A 17,547-nucleotide genomic window follows, 5' to 3' on the forward strand; every position below is an offset into this window, starting at 1 on the left:
CTCGGGCAGCCAGTCGTAGCCTGGAGATTCCGGCGGAGAACCTGATCGGCGAGGAAGGCAAGGGCTTCAAGTACATCCTGGATGGCCTCAACGCCGAGCGCACCCTGATCGCCGCCGAGTGCATCGGCGACGGTTACTGGTTTATCGACAAGGTGACCAAGTACGTCAATGAGCGCATCGTCTTCGGCCGGACGATCGGCCAGAACCAGGGCGTGCAGTTCCCTATCGCCAGGGTCTTCGTCAACGTGGAAGCGGCCAACCTGATGCGGTTCAAGGCGGCCAAGCTGTTCGATGCGCACCAGCCCTGCGGCGCCGAAGCCAATATGGCGAAGCTGCTGGCCGCGGACGCATCGTGGGAAGCGACCAATGCCTGCCTGCAGTATCACGGCGGCTTTGGCTTCGCGGCGGAGTACGACGTCGAGCGCAAGTTCCGCGAGACCCGCCTCTACCAGGTGGCGCCGATCTCGACCAACCTGATTCTTTCCTACGTCGGCGAGCCCATCCTGGGGATGCCGCGGTCGTTCTGAGGCTTTGCTTCAGTGGTCTCTGCCCCTCGTGCCCCCCCACAGAGTCCGCGTTACCGATTGTGTGCTCGCTCTCCCGCTTGCGGGATAGGGTCGGGGTGAGGGCCAGGGAGGTCAACGAAGTCAACCCCCCAGCGTTTGCAGCAAAGCTCAGTTCTCCTGCCACGGCATCTCTTTCCACAGCTGACGGAAGCCCGTCTCCCCGCGCTCCAGCTCCGCGCTGTAGGCGGCCGGCGCCAGATAGTGCAACGGCGCATACATCGCTTCGGCCTGCTGGCGGAACTGCGGATCCGCGACCACGCGCGCCATCGCCTCCACCAGTTTCTTCCTGACCGGCTCAGGCAGGCCCTTGGGCGCCGCCAGGCCGCGCAGCGAAGCCAGCTCAATGTCGAAGCCCTGTTCGCGGAAGGTGGGCACGTTCGGGGCCAGCGTTGCCCGTGTTGCGCCCATTTGGCCAAGGAACTTGATCGGCGAGCCGCCTTTCTGGTACTGCAGCGCTTCGCCCACGTTAATGGCCCCGATGGTGAGCTGCTGCCCGACCAGCGCCGCACGCACGTCGCCTGCGCCCTTGTAGCCGACATGGGTGAGCTTGACGCCCGCGGCCCTCTCGAACAGCAGCATGGCGAGGTGGTCGTCCGAGCCGACGCCGGTGGTGCCGACTGACACCTCCCCCGGATGCGCCTTGGCATGGCGGATCAGCGCGGCCAGCGAGTCGATGCCGTTGCTGTTGTGCACTGTGAAGCCGCCCGGATCGTCGACCAGGTTGCCGATCAGGTCGAAGCTGCGCCAGGTGAAGGTGGTCTTGCGCTCGATGGGAATGGTCAGCAGGTTCGGCGTATTGATAAAGCCGATGGTGTAGCCGTCCGGCGCGGACCGTGCCAGTTCGGCGAAGCCGATGGCGCCGCCCGCGCCGGGCTTGTTCTGCACCACCACCGTGGCGCCGCCGAGTTGCTTCTCGAGGTGGCGGGCCAGCAACCGTGCCACCAGGTCCGTCCCGCCCCCGGGACCGTAGGCCACGATCATCTGGATAGGGCGGTTGGGATAGGGCGCCTCTGCCTGTGCGCCGGTCGCGGCGGCGAGGCCGCAGGCCAGCGCGAGCGCGCCGGCCAGGCGAAGGGGAAAGCGCCGGCGCCATTGGTCTTGGGTCGGGTGCATGGTTGGTGTCTCCTCGCCGGTCTGGTATGCCAGCGTGTTATGTGTAAAGAATAGTCTGCGGAATCGCGGGCTAAGGTGTGACCGATGACAGGGCGGCAGCCTGCATCACCGCCGCAATGCGCAGGCGCGCTCGCGGCCAGACTTCGGGATTGACCAGCCGCTCGGGCCGCTCGCCACTGGTCAGCAGCGTGACGATTTGAGTGGCGGCCAGTTCGGCGTTCCTGCGCCGTGCCTCGTGAGTAACGCCAGCGGTGTGGAAGGTGGCGACGACGTTGTCCAGCGCGAGCAAGGGGTGGGCGCGTGGTGGCGGCTCCTGGTCCCACACGTCCAGACCGGCGCCGGCAAGATGGCCGCTGGCCAGCGCCGCATGCAGCGCGCCCTCATCGTGGATGCCGCCGCGCGCGGTGCTGACGAAGATGCTGCCCGGCCGCATCGCGGCAAAGGCGGCGCCATCCATCATGCGCAGCGTGGTGGCATCGCGCGGGCAATGCAGCGAGACGATGTCGGCACTGCGCAGCAATTCCTCGAAGGACACGGCCTGTGCGCCGCGTGCGGACAGCTCCGCCGCATCCAGCGCCGGGTCGCACCCGATCACGCGCATGCCCAAGGCGCGGCCGAGTGCGGCGACGCGGCGGCCCGCGTGGCCCACGCCGACCAGGCCGAGCGTGCGGCCGCGCAGTTCGTGGCCCATCAGGTCCTCACGGCTCTCGCAGTTGTGCGCGCGCAGGCTGCGGTCGGATTCGGCGATGCGGCGCAGTACCGCGAGCATCAGGCCCAGCGTCATCTCCGCCACCGAGTCGGCGTTGCCGCCGGCCTGGTTGAGCACCGCGACGCCGGCCTCGGTGCAGGCATCGATGTCGATGGTGTCGCAGCCGGAGCCGCTGGACGACACCGCCAGCAGGTTCGGGCAGCGCGCCAGCAGCGCGGCGTCGGCGAACCAGCGGCGCGGGATCTCGTCCTTGGCGGCCGAGATCTGGTAGACATGGGCGCCGGACAGCCGGTCCCAGGCGGCCGCGTCGGCGCCTTCGCGGGCGCAGGTGTGCAGCGTCAGGCCTGGCGTGGCCGTAATGATGCGGTCAAAGGCTGCGTCCAGCCAGTGGTCGAAACGGACCACCGTGCCGGCGGCAGGCATCAGCAGGACGGGCGCGTTCATACGACCACCCCCTTTTCGCGCAGCGTGCGCTCGACCCAGCTCCGATCGGCGCGGCCTTGCGCGATCGACTCGAGCACCGCTGCTTCGGTGCGTTGTACGTTCTCCACGCGCGCGGCGATTTCCTCGGCATCCTCGGCCGCAACGACCAGCAGGCCGTCGCCATCGCCCAGCACCAGGTCGCCGGGGCGCACCACCATGCCGTCGATGCAGACGGGCACATGCAATTCGCCGGGACCGTCCTTGTAAGGACCGCGGTGCGAGACCCCGCGCGCATACACGGGCAACGTCTCCTTGCCGATCGTATCGCTGTCGCGGATCAGGCCGTCGATGACGAAGCCCGCTGCGCCGCGCGCGATCGCCAGCGCCAGCATGATCTCGCCGATGATGGCATTGGGACCGGCGCCGCCGGCATCGACGACGATCACATCGCCGGGTCCGCAGAGGTCGAGGGCCTTGTGCACCATCAGGTTGTCGCCCGGGCGCGTGCGCACGGTGAGGGCGCGGCCGGCCATGACGCCATCGCGCCGGTGATAGGGCCGCAGCCGCGTGGTGCCGACGGTGCGGCACATTGCGTCGCTGACATTGGCCACCGGGAAGCTGCGGTAGCGTTCCAGCAGCGCGTTGCTGACAGTCGGCGCCGGCTTGGGGTGGATGCGAAAGCCGTGAAGCGTGCTCATCGATAAGTCTCCGGGTGAGGGGGCATGTGGGGTAGTGAAGCGGCAGGCCGGATGCAGGCAGGGCCGATGTCTGCCAGCCGGGTCAGGCCGAGCATTGCCATATCGCGCGAGATCTCGGCCTGCAACAAGTCGATGGCGTGCGCCACGCCGGGGGTGGACCCGACCGTCGCCGCATAGGCGAACGGCCGGCCGACAAAGACGCAACGCGCGCCGAGCGCGAGCGCCTTGATTACGTCGGTGCCGCGGCATACGCCGCTGTCAAGCATCACCGGCAGGTCGGGCACGGCGTGCACGATCTCAGGCAGGACGCGCAGCGGCGCGATGGCGCCGTCGAGTTGCCGGCCGCCGTGGTTCGAAACGATGATCCCGTCCACACCGTGCCGACGCGCCAGCAAGGCGTCTTCCGCGGTCAGGATGCCCTTGACCACCAGCGTGCCTTGCCAGCGCCGGCGGATGGCTTCAAGGTGCGTCCAGGTGAAATGCGCGCGGTCGGAGAAGTCGCGCAGCACGCGCGATGACAGGATAGGCGCGCCGCGGTGCGCATAGGCGTTCTCGAAGTGCGGCATGCCGTGCCGCAGCAGCGTGCGCGCAAAAGTGCCGAGCAGCCAGCGCGGATGCGTGATGCCTTGCCATGCCAAGCGCAGGCTTGGCCGCAGCGGTGTCGAGAAGCCGGCGCGCACGTTGTTCTCGCGATTGCCCGCAACGGGCGTATCGACGGTGATCACCAGCGTCGACACGCCTGCCGCCTCGACGCGCGACAACAGCCCGTCGATCTGCGCCACGTCGCCGGGGAGGTAGGCCTGGAACCAGGTGCCGGGCGCGGCTGCCATCACTTCTTCCAGCCGGATCAGCGATGAACCGCTCATGATCGCCGGCACCGCGGCCTGCTGCGCGGCCTGCGCGAGCACGATATCGCCGCGGTAAGCGAACAACGCGGCGATGCCCATGGGCGCAACGCCGAAGGGGGCGGCATAGCGCCTGCCGAACAGCTCGAAGTCCAGTTCGCGCGTGGCCACGCCGGCAAGCACGCGTGGCCGCAACGCGATCTCGGTGAAGGCGCGGCGATTCTCCGCCAGCGAGACGCTGTCCTCCACCGCACCGCTGACGTAGGCGTACAGCGGCCGGGGCAGGCGGCGGCGGGCGAGCGGTTCAAGGTCGTTCAGCGAAAGCACTTGGCGGCGCAAGGTACCTGCGCCGCTTGCGCTTGCAGTCGTCACGCGCGGCGCGGAAGCGGTGCCGACGGCATCTGTGGCGCGGTCAGCGGCGTTTTCTGCAGCAGGGGCATGAAGAGCTGACATGATCGATAGGGGGCCAAGGCGACGACGAGGCTTCAATCTAGCAACCGCAAGGAATCGATAAAAGCGAAAAATAACGAAGCTATAATTTCGCTTTTAGGAAACTAATAATCGCCGCCCGCGGCGCGGATCCCATGACCCTCAAGCAACTGGAAGCCTTCTACTGGGCCGCGACCTGCCTCAACTTCTCGGTAGCCGCCGACCGCTGCCATCTGTCCGTGTCTTCGCTGTCCAAGCGGGTGGCCGAGCTTGAAACCTCCCTCGGCGTGCAGCTGTTCGACCGAAGCGGCCGCCGCGCCGAACTGACGGCGCAGGGCGAGCAGATGCTGCCGCGCATCCGCGAATTGCTGCGGGTCGCGGCCGAGTTGCAGCAGTCAGCGGGGCAGAGCCGTGGCCTGCAAGGCCGTTGCCGCGTGGGCCTGGGCGAACTGAGCGGCCTGACCTGGCTGCCCCGGCTGGTACGGCAGACGGCCATCCGGCACCCCGAGCTTCAGCTCGAGCCCTACGTCGATATCGGTCAGGTGCTGGAGCAGCGCCTGGAAGATGGCGAACTCGACCTCGCGGTGATCGCCGGGCCGTCATCGCGCAGCAGCCTCGCGTCGGAGCGGATCGCGCAGGTCGACTTTGTCTGGGTCGCGAGCGAGTCTTTTATCGACCAGACCGGCACCGACGATCCCCGGCGGCTGATGGCGGAGCAATTGCTGCTGTCCCTGCCGGTCGGCGCGGGCGGCACCCGGGTGCTCGACCAGTGGCTGGCCACCCGTGGCATGGCGGTCAACCGTCGCCTGGTGTGCAACAGCTGGGGCGCTGTGGTCGGCATGGTGGCGGAGGGGCTGGGTTTCGCCTTCATGCCAAGGCAGTGGGCCGAAGCGCTGGAAGCGCGCGGGGTGTTGCAGATCCTGACGAAGGGCGGCGCGCTGGAACCGCTGCACTATGTCGTGCAATGGCGTCGCGACGACGCGCGCCTGCTGATCACGGAGATGCGCGATGTCATCAAGGACGTGATCGAATTCCAGGCGCCGCGTTGCCTGGTGTAGACCGCGTCTCGCAGGGTAGATTTGGCCCAAGGTGTGCAGATTTCGCACGCGGCAGTACAACCGTCGCCTCTATGAGTGGCAGTGGCGCGCCAGTTGCACGCCTGGAACGACATTTGCGAGGGATTTTTTTAACCCGCCGGCAGATGGCGGGCCCTGAACAGCGCCGCGGACATTGCATCTGCCATGGCCCGTGCCGGATGACCGCGGCCGTCATGGAGACGACCATGCCAAGGGCATCGAGCATAGCCCAAGCCAGGGCAGACAAGAGAGCAGGCAAGTCGCCGACCACCCAGGCCGGCCATTTCGTTCACGACGAGATCGAAGCCGTGCGAAAGGGTAAGCACGGCGTGCGCTCGGCCAAGCAGGCCATAGCGATCGGTTTGTCGGAGGCACGCCGCGCTGGCGTCGATGTGCCGCCAAAGAAGGGCGCGACCAAGGCGGAAACCAAGGCTGCTGCCGCCAAGGCTGCACCGCGACGGGCGAGTTCAGAAAGCACGGCCAAGCGGTCCCAGGCCGCGCTCAAGGCACTCAAGCGCGAGAGCACCGCCGGTGCTTCTCCCAAGGCGCTGTCTGCCCAGGCCAAGAGCGCGGCAAGCAAGCGCACGGCGACCGATCGCTCGGCTGCCGCGAAGAAGGCCGCCAGCACCAAGGGAGCTGCCGGTCGCTCCGAAGCGGCCCGCAAGGCCGCTAGAACGCGTGCGGCAAGGAAGGAGTCAGCCCGTTAGCGAACCAGCGTACCGCTGTCGGCAAGCTGCGCGCCTGGCACGCCGCGTTCTCCGGCGTTCACCGCACTGAACCGACACGGAGGTAAGCCACCCACTCTCTCGCCGGCTTCGACTGTGCGGTCGAGCAGCGAGTAGGTCTCTTCGGCCAGGGGGCTGGCGTAGAATCTGTCGGTGCGCCCTCGGAGCCCGGAACGCCGGGGACACCGGCTTCGATCATGGCGCGTTTGGCGCTGACCTTGTCGCCCATGCGCCGGATCGAAGCCGCGGTAGGCCCGATGCCCAACCCGTCCCTTCCAACGGCTTCGGCAAAATCCGCGCTCTCGGACAAGAACCCATATCCGGGATGCGATGGTCTTTCACGTCGTGTGTCCGAGGCTTCCCCCAACGGAAGCAACTTCTCCGACCCCCCTGAATTGAGAGCCATAGATGCGATCGCCCCGCAAGCTGTTTCACATGGCCGCCCTGCTGGCCTCACTTGCCGTCGTCGGCCAGGCGCCCGCGGCGCCCTACCCGGATCATCCTGTCGAACTCGTGGTGCCAAGCACGGCGGGCGGTGGTACCGACACGGTTGCGCGGGCCTTCAGCGAAGCCATGCGAAAGTACCTGCCGCAGCCGCTGACCGTGGTGAACAAGCCAGGTGCCAGCGGCGCCATCGGCATGACGGAAGTGGCCCGCGCCAGGCCCGATGGCTACAAGCTCGGCATCATCATCGCGGAAGCCGTGATCGTCCCGCATCTCGGGCCGACCACCCTCGACGCCGCCGAGCTGGTGCCGATCGCGCGCCTGAATGCCGATCCGTCGGCGATCACGGTCAAGGCCGACTCGCGCTGGAACACCATCGAGGCGTTCCTGGCATTCGCCGCGGCGCACCCGGGGGAGGTGCAGGTCGGGAATTCCGGCCCGGGCTCGATCTGGCACCTGGCGGCGACGGCGCTGGAGGACAAGGCGCACGTCAAATTCAATCATGTGCCGTTCTCCGGTGCGGCGCCGGCCCTGGTGGCGTTGATGGGCGGGCATATCGACGCGGTGGCCGTCAGTCCGGCCGAAGTATCGGCCTATGTGGCCGCAGGCAAGGTGAAGACGCTCGCGGTGATGGCCGGGCAGCGTGTCAGGGGCTTCGAGAACGTTCCGACGCTGCGTGAGCGCGGTATCGACCTCTCGATCGGCACATGGCGCGGACTGGCCGCGCCCAGGGGCACGCCACCTGAAGTGCTCGAAACCCTCGCGGCCGCCAGCCGCAAGGCGGTGGCGGACCCTGTCTTCGTGGCGGCGCTGGGCCGGCAGAACCTTGGGATTGCCTATGCCGACGCGGCGACCTTCAAGGCGATGATCGCGGCAGACAACGCGGTGATGAAGGTACTGGTGGCCAGGACCAACCTGCGGAAGTGAGGCAGCGTGTCCGTATCAGGCGGCTGCCCGGGCGGCAAAGGCCGCGAGGTCGAAGCGCGCGGCGGGCTGCCGCCCGGCGAGCGCGTCCAGCAGGTTGCGCGTGGCGAGTTCGGCCATGGCGCGCCGGGTCTCATGCGTGGCCGAGCCGATATGGGGCAGGGCTGTCACCCTGGGATGGCTGCGCAGCGGTGAATCCTGCGGCAGTGGCTCGGTGGCGAAGACGTCCAGCCCGGCCGCGCGCAGGTGGCCGCTGTCGAGCGCCGCGAGCAGCGCGTCTTCCTGCACGATCTGGCCGCGGGCGCCGTTGACGAAGATGGCGCCCGGCTTCATCAGCGCGAACTCGCGCAGGCCCATCAGGCCACGCGTGCTGTCGGTCAGGGGCAGCGTGACGGCGACGATATCGGCTCGCTGCAAGGCATCGTCGAGATCCGTCCGGGTGGCGCGTCCCACCAGGTCACGCGGTTCCGCCGCGGTCTCGTTGACGTAGAGCACCTCCATGCCGAAGCCGAGCGCCGCGCGTCGCGCCACGGCCTGGCCGATGCGTCCGAAGCCCAGGATCGCCAGGGTCTTGCCGTGCACGTCCCAGCCGAACAGGCCCTCGCCGATGTTGGCGGCCCAGCGGCCTTCGCGCACATGCGCCGCAAGCTCGACCAGGCGGCGGCTCGTGGCCATGATGAGCGCGAAGACAGTGTCGGCGGTGGTCTCGGTGAGTACGCCGGGCGTGTGGCACAGGGTGATGCCGCGCCGGTGCAGGCAGGGAAGGTCGTAGTTGTCGACTCCGACCGAAATACTCGAGATCACCTCCAACTGGCCCGCTTCGGCCAGTTCCGCTGCGCCCAGCTTCACGCTGGAGCCGATCAGGCCATGGGCGTTTGCCAGCGCGGCGCGGAAGGCAGGCAGTTGTGCCGGCTGGCGCGGGTCGGCCACGATCACATCGTGCTCCGATTCGATCCTGGCGAGCAGGTCATCAGGAATCGGGCGGAACACCAGGACATTCTTGCGCATGGGTAATCCTTGCAGTGGCTTCACAAACTGGCGGCCGCCAGCTGGGCATGGGTCGGCAGGCCTTCGGTATCGCCGCGCACCTGCACCGCGCGGGCGCCGATCCAGGCGCCGCGCCGGACGGCGTCGCGCACTGGCCGGCCCTCCAGCAGCGCGCTGATCACGCCGACGGCAAAGCCATCGCCGGCGCCAACGGTATCGACAACATGCTCGACGCTGAATGCCTCGACATGGCCGGTGCCGGCCTCGCCATCGAAGTAGGCGCCGTCGGCGCCCAGCTTCACCACCACCAGCCTGGCGCCGCGGGCACGGTAGAAGGCGGCAATGCGTTCCGGCTCGGCGTGGCCGGTGAGGAAGCGGCCCTCTTCGATGCCGGGCAGCACCCAGTCGCACTGCTGCGCCAGGTCGTTCAGCGTCTCCCGCATCAACTCGGGCGAGGCCCACAGCGTGGGCCGCAGGTTGGGATCGAATGAGATCGTGCGGCCGGCGGCCTGCATGGTGGCGATGGCCTGGCGCGTGGCGGCCTGCGTGCCTGCGGCCAGCGCGGGGAACACGCCGGTGACGTGCAGATGCCGCGAGCGCCGCAGCCACCTGCCGTCCAGGTGCTCCGGGTTCATGCGGCTCGCCGCCGAGCCGCGGCGGTGGTATTCGACGGGCGGATCGCTGCCGTCGTCGACCCGGCCCTTGAACTGGAAACCGGTGCGCTCACCGGGCTCGCACACCACCTGGCTGCAATCCACGCCTTCGCGCTGCATTTCGCCGAGCAGGTAGCGCGCCATCGAGTCGTCGCCCAGCCGGCTGGCCCAGCCAACCTTCAGGCCCAGGCGCGACAGGCCGATGGCCACGTTGGTCTCGGCACCGGCGGTGCGCTTGTGGAAGGTCTGCGCGCCTTCGAGCGGCCCGGCTTCGCCGGCGACCAGCATCAGCATCGCCTCGCCCAGCGTGACCACGTCAAGATCGGTGCTCATGCGGGAACCTCCACCGAACGCAGCAGTTCGACATGACCGCGCGTGACCTGCACCAGGTCTTCGCCTTGCAGCGGGAATTCGATCGCACGCGCAACGTGCGCTGGCAGGCGACGCAAGACGCTGCGCCAGGGTGCCGCCGACTGGTCCAGCGGCACCGCGATCCATTTGGCAGGCGTGCGCTGCACGCCTTTGCAGTGCACGTAGCCGACGCCGGCGCCGAAGACCTGCGCGGCGTCGAGCGGGTCTTCGCCGGTCCAGTGCCAGTTGCCCATGTCGAAGGTCATCGGCACGTTCTCGCCGAGCGCCGTGATACGCGCGAAGAAATCGCGCAACGGCGGCACGGTGCCGGCCTGGGCGGTCTGGTCGTTTTCCACGACGAGTTCGATGCCATCGTGCCGCAGCCAGGGAAGCAGTGCTTCCAGTGCCGTGCCTTCCCGATAGCCGCCAAGCGACATCTTGACCCGGGTCGCACCGAGCGCCAGCGCGGTCGTGAAGGCACGGTCGAGCGCGGCGGCATCGAGGCTGCCGGCTTCGCTCCAGAGGCCTTCCGGGCTGGACCAGACCACGCTCAGCCCATGCTGCCGGGCGACCTCGCGCTGTTCAATGACTTCATCCTTGTGTCCGCGCTGGAGTTCGCCGCGGAATTCCACGCCGTCCGCGCCGGCTGCCGCGGCAATCCGCGCGAGTGCGGCCTGTCCGTCGCGCAGGGCGAAGTCGGCGCCATAGGCTGTCAACGAGATCAGCACCGGCGGGCGCGAAGCACCATCTGCTTGCCAATGGCTCATTTCAGTGCTCCCGCGCCGAGGAATTGCTGCAGTTCCGGTGTCCGCGGCTGCGCGAACAGCGCCTTCGATGGCCCCGCCTCGTGGACCTTGCCCTGGTGCATGAAGATGGTGGTATGCGCCATGCGGCGCGCGAACTCCATTTCATGCGTGACCAGCACCATGGTCATGCCGGAGGCAGCGAGGTTCTCCATGACCCGAAGCACTTCCGCTGTCAGCTCGGGGTCGAGCGCGGAGGTGACCTCGTCGAACAGCATCACCTTGGGCTCCATCGCCAGCGAACGGGCGATGGCCACGCGCTGTTGCTGGCCACCCGAGAGCTGCTCGGGGTAGCAGTCCTTCTTGTCGAGCAGGCCGACCTGGGTCAGCACCTGGTCGACGATGGCGTCGATCTTGCTGGCTGCCATCTTCTTCACGATGGACGGCGCCAGCGCGATGTTCTCGCCCACGGTCAGGTGCGGAAACAGGTTGTAGCTCTGGAACACCATGCCCACGTCGCGGCGCAGGTCGAGCAAGCGCTTGCGGTCGTGATCCAGCTTGTGCCCGGCGACGGTGATGTCGCCGGCGTTGATCGTCTCCAGGCCATTCAGGCAACGCAGCATGGTGCTCTTGCCGGAGCCGCTGCGGCCGATGATGGCGACCACCTGGCCCGGCTCGATCGCAAACGAAACGCCCTTCAGGACTTCGACAGCGCCATATGACTTGTGCACGCCTTGTGCTTCAACGATTGACATGGAGCCTCCTTTCCATGCGTCGCGCCGCCGCCGACAGCGGGAAGCAGAGCGCGAAGTAGATAAGTGCGACGACGACGAAGACCGCGAAGGGCTGGAAGGTCGCGTTGTTGATCAACTGGCCGGCGCGGGTCAGTTCGATGACGCCGATGATGGAAGTGATCGAGGTGTTCTTGACCAGCTGGACCGAGAATCCCACCGTGGGCGGCAAGGCCAGCCGCACGGCCTGCGGCAGCACCACGTAGCGCAGCTGCTGCCAGCGGGTGAGGGCGAGCGCTTCGCTGGCTTCCCACTGTCCTTGCGGCACGGCCTCGATGCAGCCGCGCCAGATTTCGCCAAGATAGGCGCTGGCGTAGATCGACATCGCCAGCATGGCCGCGACCATCGGCGACAGCTTGAGCCCGAGCACGGAGAGTCCGTAGTAGCTCAGGAACAGCACGATCAGCACCGGCGTGCCTTGCACGACCTGGATATAGGCCGTGCTGGCGAGGCGCAGCATCGGGCTTCTGGAGGTACGTGCCAGCGCCACCAGGAAGCCGGCCAGCGTGCCGCCGACGAAGGCGAGCAAGGTCACCCACAGCGTCCAGCGCGCTGCCAGCAGCAGGATTTCAAGATGATTCCAGGAGAACTCGGTGATCATTGCGCGCTCCCTGCAGCCGCTGCCGTCAGTTCCGCCTGCGCCATTGGCGCGATGCGGGCTGTGCGGGCCAGCTTTCGTGCGCGCGCCACCACGCGGCGCCGCTTGAACACGAGGTTGCCGATCAGGCCGAATATGGCGCGCAGCATCAGTGCCAGGCCGATATAGACGAACATGACCAGGATGTAGCTCTCGAAGGTGCGGAAGGTCTGCGAATCGACCTGGCTGGCGACCGCTGTCAACTCTTCCACCGAGATCGTCGACACCACGCTCGACGTCAGCATCATCAGCGTGAACTGGCTGGTCAGGGCCGGATAGACCTTCTCGAAAGCCGGCACCAGCGCGACGTGGCGGATCAGCTGCCAGCGTGTCATGCCCAGCGCGGCGGCGGCCTCGAGTTGCGAGCGGTGAACTGCCTGCAGGCCGGCCCGGATGATTTCCGTCGAGTAGGCGCCGAGGTTGACGGTCATGGCAATCACCGCGGCGGTGACGGCATCGATCTGCAGGCCCACGGTTGGCAAGCCGAAGAAGATGATGAAGAGCTGGATCAGGAAGGGCGTGTTGCGGATGGCTTCGACATATGCCCTGGTGGCACGCTGCAGCCAGGGGCCGCCAAAAGCGGCGGCAATCGCGCCGGCGCTGCCGACCACGGTGCCAAGCAGGATCGAGCCGAAGCTGAGCGCCAGCGTCATCGCCGCGCCTTCCGCGAAGCGGTCCAGCTGCGACAGCACCGGGTTCCATTCGAATTGGTAGTTCATGCGGGTCTCCTGGCACGCCGGCTGGCGCCGGCGCGCAACTTCAGACGGCCTGGTTCAGAACGCTTGCAGCGCAGGCAGCGCCTTGCCGGTCCACTTCTGCGCGATGGCGTCGAGTTCGCCGTTCAGCTTGATGTAGGAGATGGTGGTGTTGAGCCACTGGCGCAGCTCGAAGGCGTCGCGGCGCACGGCCATCGAATTGGGCTGCACCGAGAACGCGAACTTGGCGTCGAACTTGCCGGCACCGCGCGCCTTCATGATCTCGTTGCCGGTGGTATTGGGCAGGGCAATGGCTTCGACCTGGTTGCTGATCAGCGCCTGCGCGCAGGTGGCATCGTCCTCGAAGCGGACGATGTTCATGCCGGGCACGGCCAGCCGGGTCAGCGCGGTGTCCTGCGTGGTGCCGCGCGTCACGCCCACCTTCTTCTTCCCGAGTTCCGTCAGCCTGGCGTACTTGGCAGCGACGGGCGCGAAGATGGTCAGCTCGAACGCGCTGTAGGGTGCACTGAACATGATGGCCCGCGCCCGCTCGGGCGTCGGCGCCAGCGTGGCGACCAGGAAATCGACCTTGCCGGCCTCCAGCGCCGGAATCCGGCTGGGCGAGGTGAGCGGAACGATATCGACCGGCACGCCCAGGTACTTGCCGAGCAGGTTGGCCACGTCGACGTCATAGCCGGCGGGCTTGCCGGTGGCGTCCGTGGTGCCGAAGGGCGGGGCGCCGGTCACCACGCCGATGGTGACCCTGCCCTTCTTGACGATCTCGGCGACGGTCTGCGCCTGGGCGGTGAAAGCGGCGCTGGTCAGGACCAGCAGAGTCAGCACGGGCGCGGCTGCGCGGCGCAACAAGCGTTGGACGTTCATCATGTCTCCTGCACGTTTATGGAATGTGTCGCTGGCGTCGCAGCGTTGGGCAAGCACCGTCTTGAAACCGGTTTCAGGATTATAGGAAACCGGTTTCAGAGATCCAGCAGTGGAAACCCTTACGGTCAAAAACTGCGTTTGGCGGATGTGGAAACAGGCACGTCAGGCACCCGCTGGAGGTGCGCAGCGGGTGCAGGCGTGGATCAGGCGGGCACGGCGGGCGCCGGTGGGGAAGGGCTCTGCGATCAGGCGCGGCGGGTCGATCCGCGCGTGACCAGCGTGCCGGGCAACAGCACCCGGCGCGGCGGCAGCTGCGTGCCTTGCAGGCGCTCTATCAGGCAGTTGGTGGCAACGCGCCCGATATCGTCGGTGGGCTGGGAAATGGCGCTGAGGCCGGGACCGACCAGTGCAGCCCATTCCGGATCATCGAAGCCGATCAGGCCCAGGTCGGCGCCAAGCTGCCACCCTAGTCTGGCGGCCGATGCGGCCACGCGCAGCGAGATCACGGCGTTGGCCGCCAGCACGGCAACGGGTGCCTGTCCGGCGCCACGGCGCAGCGCGCGCAGCGCTTCATCCAGGGCATCGTCGTCACCCCGCTGGGCTTCAAAAACGGTCCCTCCAACCGTGTCCACGTGTTCGGCGACAAAGGCCTGGAACGCGCGCGCCCGCTCGTTGCGCGAGCTGATGGCCTTGATCGGCTCGCTGATGAACAGCAGGCGCCGGTAGCCGGCTTCGACCAGGTGGCCGGCGGCTTCCTGGACGGCGGTCTGGTTGTCCAGGGCCACCAGGTCGACTTCGGCATCGCCGACCTTGCGGTCGACCAGGACCACTGGCTTGCCCAACTGCGCCGCATCGGCCAGGGCGCCGGCATCGTGGCCCAGCGTGTGCAGGATAAAGCCCTCAACCCGGTAGGCCGACAGCGAGCGAATGGCTTCGCGCTCCAGTTGCTCGTCATTGCCGAGGTTGAACAGCATCACCATGTAGCCGGCGTCGCGACAGGCCTTCTCAACGCCGCGCAGCACGGCCACCGAGAACGAATTGGAGACATCCGCGACCACCAGGCCGATCAGGCGCGACTTGCCGCGCTTGAGCCCCTGCGCCATCGGGCTGGGGCTATAGCCGAGCGCGCGGATGGCCGCGGCGACGCGCGCCTCCACGTCCGCGGAAAGCTGCTCGCCGCCCCGGTTCAGGTAGCGCGATACGGTTGCCTTGGACACGCCCGCATAGTCGGCAACGTCCTGGATGGTGAGTTTCTCTGCAGGTTTCTGGTCGGACACAGGTCGGATAACAGGGCGCGGCATAGGGTTCGGGTCTCGGTGAAACCAGTTTCACGATTATGCCTCGGGCGTGTCGGGATGTGCCAGCCTCCGGGGCGATTGGGCTCCGATACCTGGTGCGGCAAACCGTCGAAGGGCCAGACCCTTCGACGGTTATCCCGAATGAGCCAGCGCTACCGCATCGGCACCTGCCGGAAACCGAAGCAGCCCGGACCTGTCGTTGGCGGCACGCCAAACCGCTTCGGCCACCTCGGCCTCGGTCGTCACCGCTGCCGGTTGCGAGAGGGAAGCAAAGATGCCCTGCGCGCAAGACGCGTATGCCTCGGGGATCAGGCCCTCCATGCGCGGTCCCCCGTTGCTGGTAAAGCGCGTGGTCGGTCCGTAGCCTGGCTCGACCAGCTTCACGCTCACGTTGAACGCTTCGAGCTCGAACGCGAGCGATGCGGTGAAGCCTTCGATGGCCATCTTGCTCGCGGTGTAGACGGCTACCATCGGCATCGGCGCCAGCGTCGTGCTCGAGGTCACGTTCACCACCACGCCCGACCTGCGCGCACGGAACTGGGGCAGCACCGCCTGGGTCATCGCCATCACGCCGAACGTGTTGGTCTCGAACACCTCGCGCGTCGTGGCCATCGGAGTGGCCTCGAAGGCGCCAAACAGGCCGATGCCCGCGTTGTTGACGAGCACGTCGATGGCTCCGCTCGCTGCAAGCGTGGCGGCGATGCTGTCGGGCTTCGTCACGTCGAGCGCCAGCACGCGGATCCGGTGGGATCGGGGCAAGAGTTCTTCGTTCGGCGTTCGCATGGTGGCGATGACGTTCCAGCCCTGCGCGTGGAAGTGGCGCGCGGTTTCAAGGCCATAGCCAGAGGAGCAGCCGGTAATCAGCACGGTTTTCATGAGGGTTTCGGTGGTGGTTTGGATGCCGGCAACGATAGCGGGGATGCGACGGACTGCCTACAATGAAAAGTCCAGATTTCATTTGCAATCGTCCGGCGATGAGCGATCCCCTGTCAGAAGTCATCTCGCTGCTTCAGCCGCGTGCCGTGTTCTCGAAGTCCATCAGCGGCGCCGGCCGCTGGGGTGTTCGCTACGCTGACTTCGGCCAGCCAAGCTTCTGCGCCGTGCTCGAGGGCAGTTGTCGTCTCGCCGTCGACGGCCAGCATGCCCTCACGCTTGAGACGGGCGACTTCGTGCTCCTGCCGGCAACGCCGGGCTTCACCTTGTCGGGCTTTGAGCCGGTGGCGCCCGAGCGCATCGACCCCAAAGTCACGCCCGCGCCGATGGGCGAAGTTCGTCACGGCAGGCGCGGTGGACGCCCCGATGTGCGACTGCTCGGCGGCTACTTCGTCTTCGACTCGTCCAATGCTGCGTTGCTGGTGTCGCTGCTGCCGGCGCTGGTGCATGTGCGCGGCGCCGAGCGGCTTTCGGCAATCGTGCGGCTCGTCAGCGAGGAATCGGGTGAACGGAGGTCGGGGCGCGAGCTCGTGCTCACGCGCCTGGTGGAGGTGCTGCTGATCGAAGCGCTGCGCTCAACTTCGGGGGAGGACGCGCCCCCGGGGCTGCTGCGTGGCCTGACCGATACGCGACTCGCGTCAGCGATGCGGCAGATGCACGCCGATCCCGCGCGCTCGTGGACGGTGGCCCAACTCGCCAGGAAGGCAGCGCTGTCGCGCTCGACCTTTTTTGAGCGCTTCACGCGCGCCGTGGGAATGCCACCGATGGAATACCTGATCGCCTGGCGCATGGCCGTGGCGAAGGACCTGCTCCGTCGCCATGACATCGGGATCGCCGAAGTGGCTGAACGGGTCGGCTACGGCTCGGCAACTACCTTCAGCACCGCGTTCAGCCGGCACGTCGGCCAACCACCGAGTCTCTACGCGCGCAAACGCTAGAACGTCGTGTTCCACGCAGGGGCGAAGAAACCCTGATAGACGCAGATCGACTCACCGTCGAGCGCATCGCCAGCCTGACGGGCTTCACCGACCCGAACGCATGCGGCGGGCATTCCTGCGAATCTTCGGCGAACCCACCTGCACGAAGACCTCTCGGTTGAAAGGCTCGCAGATTCCGTGCATATGAGCCCACGCCACTTCGGCCGCGAGTTCCGGCTGAACACCGGTCAATCACCCGCACGTGCAGTCGAGCAGCTGCGCGTTGAAACGGCGCGCATCCTGGCAGCCAGGAAGATAAAGATTGCACTGCCAGAGAACGTGGCCATCGACGCCGAAGTCGACCTCGGCATGGCGGGCGATGCGTATTGCCTGCAGGCGCGCCTCAACGTGCACGTCCCAGGCGTGGAGCGCGAGACCGCGGAGGCCCTGGCGCACGAGGCGCATCAGACCTGTCCGTATTCCAAGGCCACGCGGGGCAACATCGACGTCACGATCAACGTGGTCTGAGGGGCGCGCGCGTGAAAGCGATAGGCGATCCCGCGCCGGCTCGGCTGAGCGTTGCCTGCTCGGCGCAGACAAGCCGGCTCAAACTGCGCGCGCCAGTCGCGCCTGCAGCACGTTGCTGATACCGGCGCCGATCGCGCCGAGCACACCGGCAGCGGCCAGCGCCCCTAACAACATCAGCGA

At 67.3% G+C, this 17,547-nt stretch carries 18 protein-coding genes and 2 pseudogenes; 6 read left to right on the forward strand and 14 right to left on the reverse strand.

Features of this window, described 5'->3' with window-relative positions; translation table 11 throughout:
* Positions 1–17: 17 nt before the first annotated feature.
* Positions 18–527: pseudogene (locus tag AC1Q6V_RS22615) on the forward strand (acyl-CoA dehydrogenase family protein); the annotation flags it as partial.
* Positions 528–674: 147 nt separating this feature from the next.
* Here AC1Q6V_RS22615 and AC1Q6V_RS22620 read toward each other — a convergent pair.
* The 4 genes from AC1Q6V_RS22620 to AC1Q6V_RS22635 all read right to left on the reverse strand — a co-directional run bounded on the left by AC1Q6V_RS22620 (position 675) and on the right by AC1Q6V_RS22635 (position 4,681).
* Positions 675–1,679, reverse strand: a complete 1,005-nt coding sequence (locus tag AC1Q6V_RS22620; protein WP_010810296.1) for a tripartite tricarboxylate transporter substrate binding protein — start codon at positions 1,677–1,679, stop codon at positions 675–677.
* Between the two features lie 70 nt (positions 1,680–1,749).
* The gene (locus AC1Q6V_RS22625; protein WP_011617491.1) at positions 1,750–2,832 is read right to left on the reverse strand and encodes a hydroxyacid dehydrogenase; all 1,083 of its coding nucleotides are present in this window, start codon (positions 2,830–2,832) and stop codon (positions 1,750–1,752) included.
* Positions 2,829–3,509 (reverse strand): RraA family protein, encoded by a 681-nt coding sequence (locus tag AC1Q6V_RS22630; RefSeq protein WP_058696494.1) that lies wholly within the window; start codon positions 3,507–3,509, stop codon positions 2,829–2,831. Before AC1Q6V_RS22630 ends, AC1Q6V_RS22625 begins: the two co-directional genes overlap by 4 nt.
* Positions 3,506–4,681 (reverse strand): alpha-hydroxy acid oxidase, encoded by a 1,176-nt coding sequence (locus AC1Q6V_RS22635; protein WP_143010637.1) that lies wholly within the window; start codon positions 4,679–4,681, stop codon positions 3,506–3,508. Before AC1Q6V_RS22635 ends, AC1Q6V_RS22630 begins: the two co-directional genes overlap by 4 nt.
* 257 nt (positions 4,682–4,938) lie before the next feature.
* Here AC1Q6V_RS22635 and AC1Q6V_RS22640 point away from each other — a divergent pair, with 257 nt between their 5' ends.
* Positions 4,939–5,841 carry a LysR family transcriptional regulator gene (locus AC1Q6V_RS22640; RefSeq protein ID WP_454749667.1) on the forward strand — a complete coding sequence of 301 codons (903 nt, stop codon included), beginning with the start codon at positions 4,939–4,941 and terminating at the stop codon, positions 5,839–5,841.
* A 224-nt stretch (positions 5,842–6,065) separates the two neighbouring features.
* On the forward strand, positions 6,066–6,566 hold the full coding sequence (locus AC1Q6V_RS22645; RefSeq protein WP_013953401.1) for a DUF6496 domain-containing protein: 501 nt from the start codon (positions 6,066–6,068) through the stop codon (positions 6,564–6,566).
* A 163-nt stretch (positions 6,567–6,729) separates the two neighbouring features.
* Here AC1Q6V_RS22645 and AC1Q6V_RS22650 read toward each other — a convergent pair.
* A pseudogene (locus AC1Q6V_RS22650) lies at positions 6,730–6,915 on the reverse strand (biotin carboxylase N-terminal domain-containing protein); the annotation flags it as partial.
* 77 nt (positions 6,916–6,992) lie between these two features.
* Here AC1Q6V_RS22650 and AC1Q6V_RS22655 point away from each other — a divergent pair.
* Positions 6,993–7,955, forward strand: coding sequence for a Bug family tripartite tricarboxylate transporter substrate binding protein (locus tag AC1Q6V_RS22655; protein WP_011617487.1), 963 nt, complete (start codon positions 6,993–6,995; stop codon positions 7,953–7,955).
* Positions 7,956–7,970: 15 nt separating this feature from the next.
* On the opposite strand, the gene AC1Q6V_RS22660 is transcribed toward AC1Q6V_RS22655, so the two are convergent.
* The 9 genes from AC1Q6V_RS22660 to AC1Q6V_RS22700 form a co-directional block, all read right to left on the reverse strand.
* Positions 7,971–8,960 (reverse strand): 2-hydroxyacid dehydrogenase, encoded by a 990-nt coding sequence (locus AC1Q6V_RS22660; RefSeq protein WP_011617486.1) that lies wholly within the window; start codon positions 8,958–8,960, stop codon positions 7,971–7,973.
* 20 nt (positions 8,961–8,980) lie between these two features.
* Positions 8,981–9,925 carry a sugar kinase gene (locus tag AC1Q6V_RS22665; RefSeq protein WP_010810288.1) on the reverse strand — a complete coding sequence of 315 codons (945 nt, stop codon included), beginning with the start codon at positions 9,923–9,925 and terminating at the stop codon, positions 8,981–8,983.
* Entirely contained in the window at positions 9,922–10,710 is a 789-nt protein-coding gene (locus AC1Q6V_RS22670) for a sugar phosphate isomerase/epimerase family protein (RefSeq protein WP_439671975.1), read from the reverse strand. Before AC1Q6V_RS22670 ends, AC1Q6V_RS22665 begins: the two co-directional genes overlap by 4 nt.
* Positions 10,707–11,441, reverse strand: coding sequence for an amino acid ABC transporter ATP-binding protein (locus AC1Q6V_RS22675; RefSeq protein WP_454749666.1), 735 nt, complete (start codon positions 11,439–11,441; stop codon positions 10,707–10,709). The genes AC1Q6V_RS22670 and AC1Q6V_RS22675 overlap by 4 nt, the downstream gene beginning before the upstream one ends.
* Positions 11,428–12,078, reverse strand: coding sequence for an amino acid ABC transporter permease (locus AC1Q6V_RS22680; protein ID WP_010810285.1), 651 nt, complete (start codon positions 12,076–12,078; stop codon positions 11,428–11,430). The genes AC1Q6V_RS22675 and AC1Q6V_RS22680 overlap by 14 nt, the downstream gene beginning before the upstream one ends.
* Positions 12,075–12,833, reverse strand: coding sequence for an amino acid ABC transporter permease (locus AC1Q6V_RS22685; RefSeq protein ID WP_439671974.1), 759 nt, complete (start codon positions 12,831–12,833; stop codon positions 12,075–12,077). Before AC1Q6V_RS22685 ends, AC1Q6V_RS22680 begins: the two co-directional genes overlap by 4 nt.
* Before the next feature lie 54 nt (positions 12,834–12,887).
* Entirely contained in the window at positions 12,888–13,691 is an 804-nt protein-coding gene (locus tag AC1Q6V_RS22690) for a transporter substrate-binding domain-containing protein (protein WP_439670025.1), read from the reverse strand.
* Positions 13,692–13,936: 245 nt separating this feature from the next.
* Positions 13,937–14,992 carry a LacI family DNA-binding transcriptional regulator gene (locus AC1Q6V_RS22695; RefSeq protein WP_011617484.1) on the reverse strand — a complete coding sequence of 352 codons (1,056 nt, stop codon included), beginning with the start codon at positions 14,990–14,992 and terminating at the stop codon, positions 13,937–13,939.
* Between the two features lie 129 nt (positions 14,993–15,121).
* Positions 15,122–15,865: an SDR family oxidoreductase gene (locus AC1Q6V_RS22700; protein ID WP_010810281.1), complete on the reverse strand. Its 744-nt coding sequence runs from the start codon at positions 15,863–15,865 to the stop codon at positions 15,122–15,124.
* A gap of 98 nt (positions 15,866–15,963) precedes the next feature.
* On the opposite strand from AC1Q6V_RS22700, the gene AC1Q6V_RS22705 reads away from it, so the two are divergent.
* On the forward strand, positions 15,964–16,860 hold the full coding sequence (locus AC1Q6V_RS22705; protein WP_174549449.1) for an AraC family transcriptional regulator: 897 nt from the start codon (positions 15,964–15,966) through the stop codon (positions 16,858–16,860).
* Between the two features lie 138 nt (positions 16,861–16,998).
* Positions 16,999–17,367: an AraC family transcriptional regulator gene (locus AC1Q6V_RS22710; RefSeq protein WP_255266277.1), complete on the forward strand. Its 369-nt coding sequence runs from the start codon at positions 16,999–17,001 to the stop codon at positions 17,365–17,367.
* The last annotated feature ends 180 nt before the right edge of the window (positions 17,368–17,547 follow it).

It is taken from the genome of Cupriavidus sp. GW823-FHT07B10, from assembly GCF_058794355.1.

Coding starts and splice junctions, on each gene's coding strand:
- AC1Q6V_RS22620 (WP_010810296.1), bottom strand. CDS start 1,679: ATGCACCCGACCCAAGACCAATGGCGCCGGCGCTTTCCCCTTCGCCTG.
- AC1Q6V_RS22625 (WP_011617491.1), bottom strand. CDS start 2,832: ATGAACGCGCCCGTCCTGCTGATGCCTGCCGCCGGCACGGTGGTCCGT.
- AC1Q6V_RS22630 (WP_058696494.1), bottom strand. CDS start 3,509: ATGAGCACGCTTCACGGCTTTCGCATCCACCCCAAGCCGGCGCCGACT.
- AC1Q6V_RS22640 (WP_454749667.1), top strand. CDS start 4,939: ATGACCCTCAAGCAACTGGAAGCCTTCTACTGGGCCGCGACCTGCCTC.
- AC1Q6V_RS22645 (WP_013953401.1), top strand. CDS start 6,066: ATGCCAAGGGCATCGAGCATAGCCCAAGCCAGGGCAGACAAGAGAGCA.
- AC1Q6V_RS22655 (WP_011617487.1), top strand. CDS start 6,993: ATGCGATCGCCCCGCAAGCTGTTTCACATGGCCGCCCTGCTGGCCTCA.
- AC1Q6V_RS22660 (WP_011617486.1), bottom strand. CDS start 8,960: ATGCGCAAGAATGTCCTGGTGTTCCGCCCGATTCCTGATGACCTGCTC.
- AC1Q6V_RS22665 (WP_010810288.1), bottom strand. CDS start 9,925: ATGAGCACCGATCTTGACGTGGTCACGCTGGGCGAGGCGATGCTGATG.
- AC1Q6V_RS22670 (WP_439671975.1), bottom strand. CDS start 10,710: ATGAGCCATTGGCAAGCAGATGGTGCTTCGCGCCCGCCGGTGCTGATC.
- AC1Q6V_RS22675 (WP_454749666.1), bottom strand. CDS start 11,441: ATGTCAATCGTTGAAGCACAAGGCGTGCACAAGTCATATGGCGCTGTC.
- AC1Q6V_RS22680 (WP_010810285.1), bottom strand. CDS start 12,078: ATGATCACCGAGTTCTCCTGGAATCATCTTGAAATCCTGCTGCTGGCA.
- AC1Q6V_RS22685 (WP_439671974.1), bottom strand. CDS start 12,833: ATGAACTACCAATTCGAATGGAACCCGGTGCTGTCGCAGCTGGACCGC.
- AC1Q6V_RS22690 (WP_439670025.1), bottom strand. CDS start 13,691: ATGAACGTCCAACGCTTGTTGCGCCGCGCAGCCGCGCCCGTGCTGACT.
- AC1Q6V_RS22695 (WP_011617484.1), bottom strand. CDS start 14,992: ATGCCGCGCCCTGTTATCCGACCTGTGTCCGACCAGAAACCTGCAGAG.
- AC1Q6V_RS22700 (WP_010810281.1), bottom strand. CDS start 15,865: ATGAAAACCGTGCTGATTACCGGCTGCTCCTCTGGCTATGGCCTTGAA.
- AC1Q6V_RS22705 (WP_174549449.1), top strand. CDS start 15,964: ATGAGCGATCCCCTGTCAGAAGTCATCTCGCTGCTTCAGCCGCGTGCC.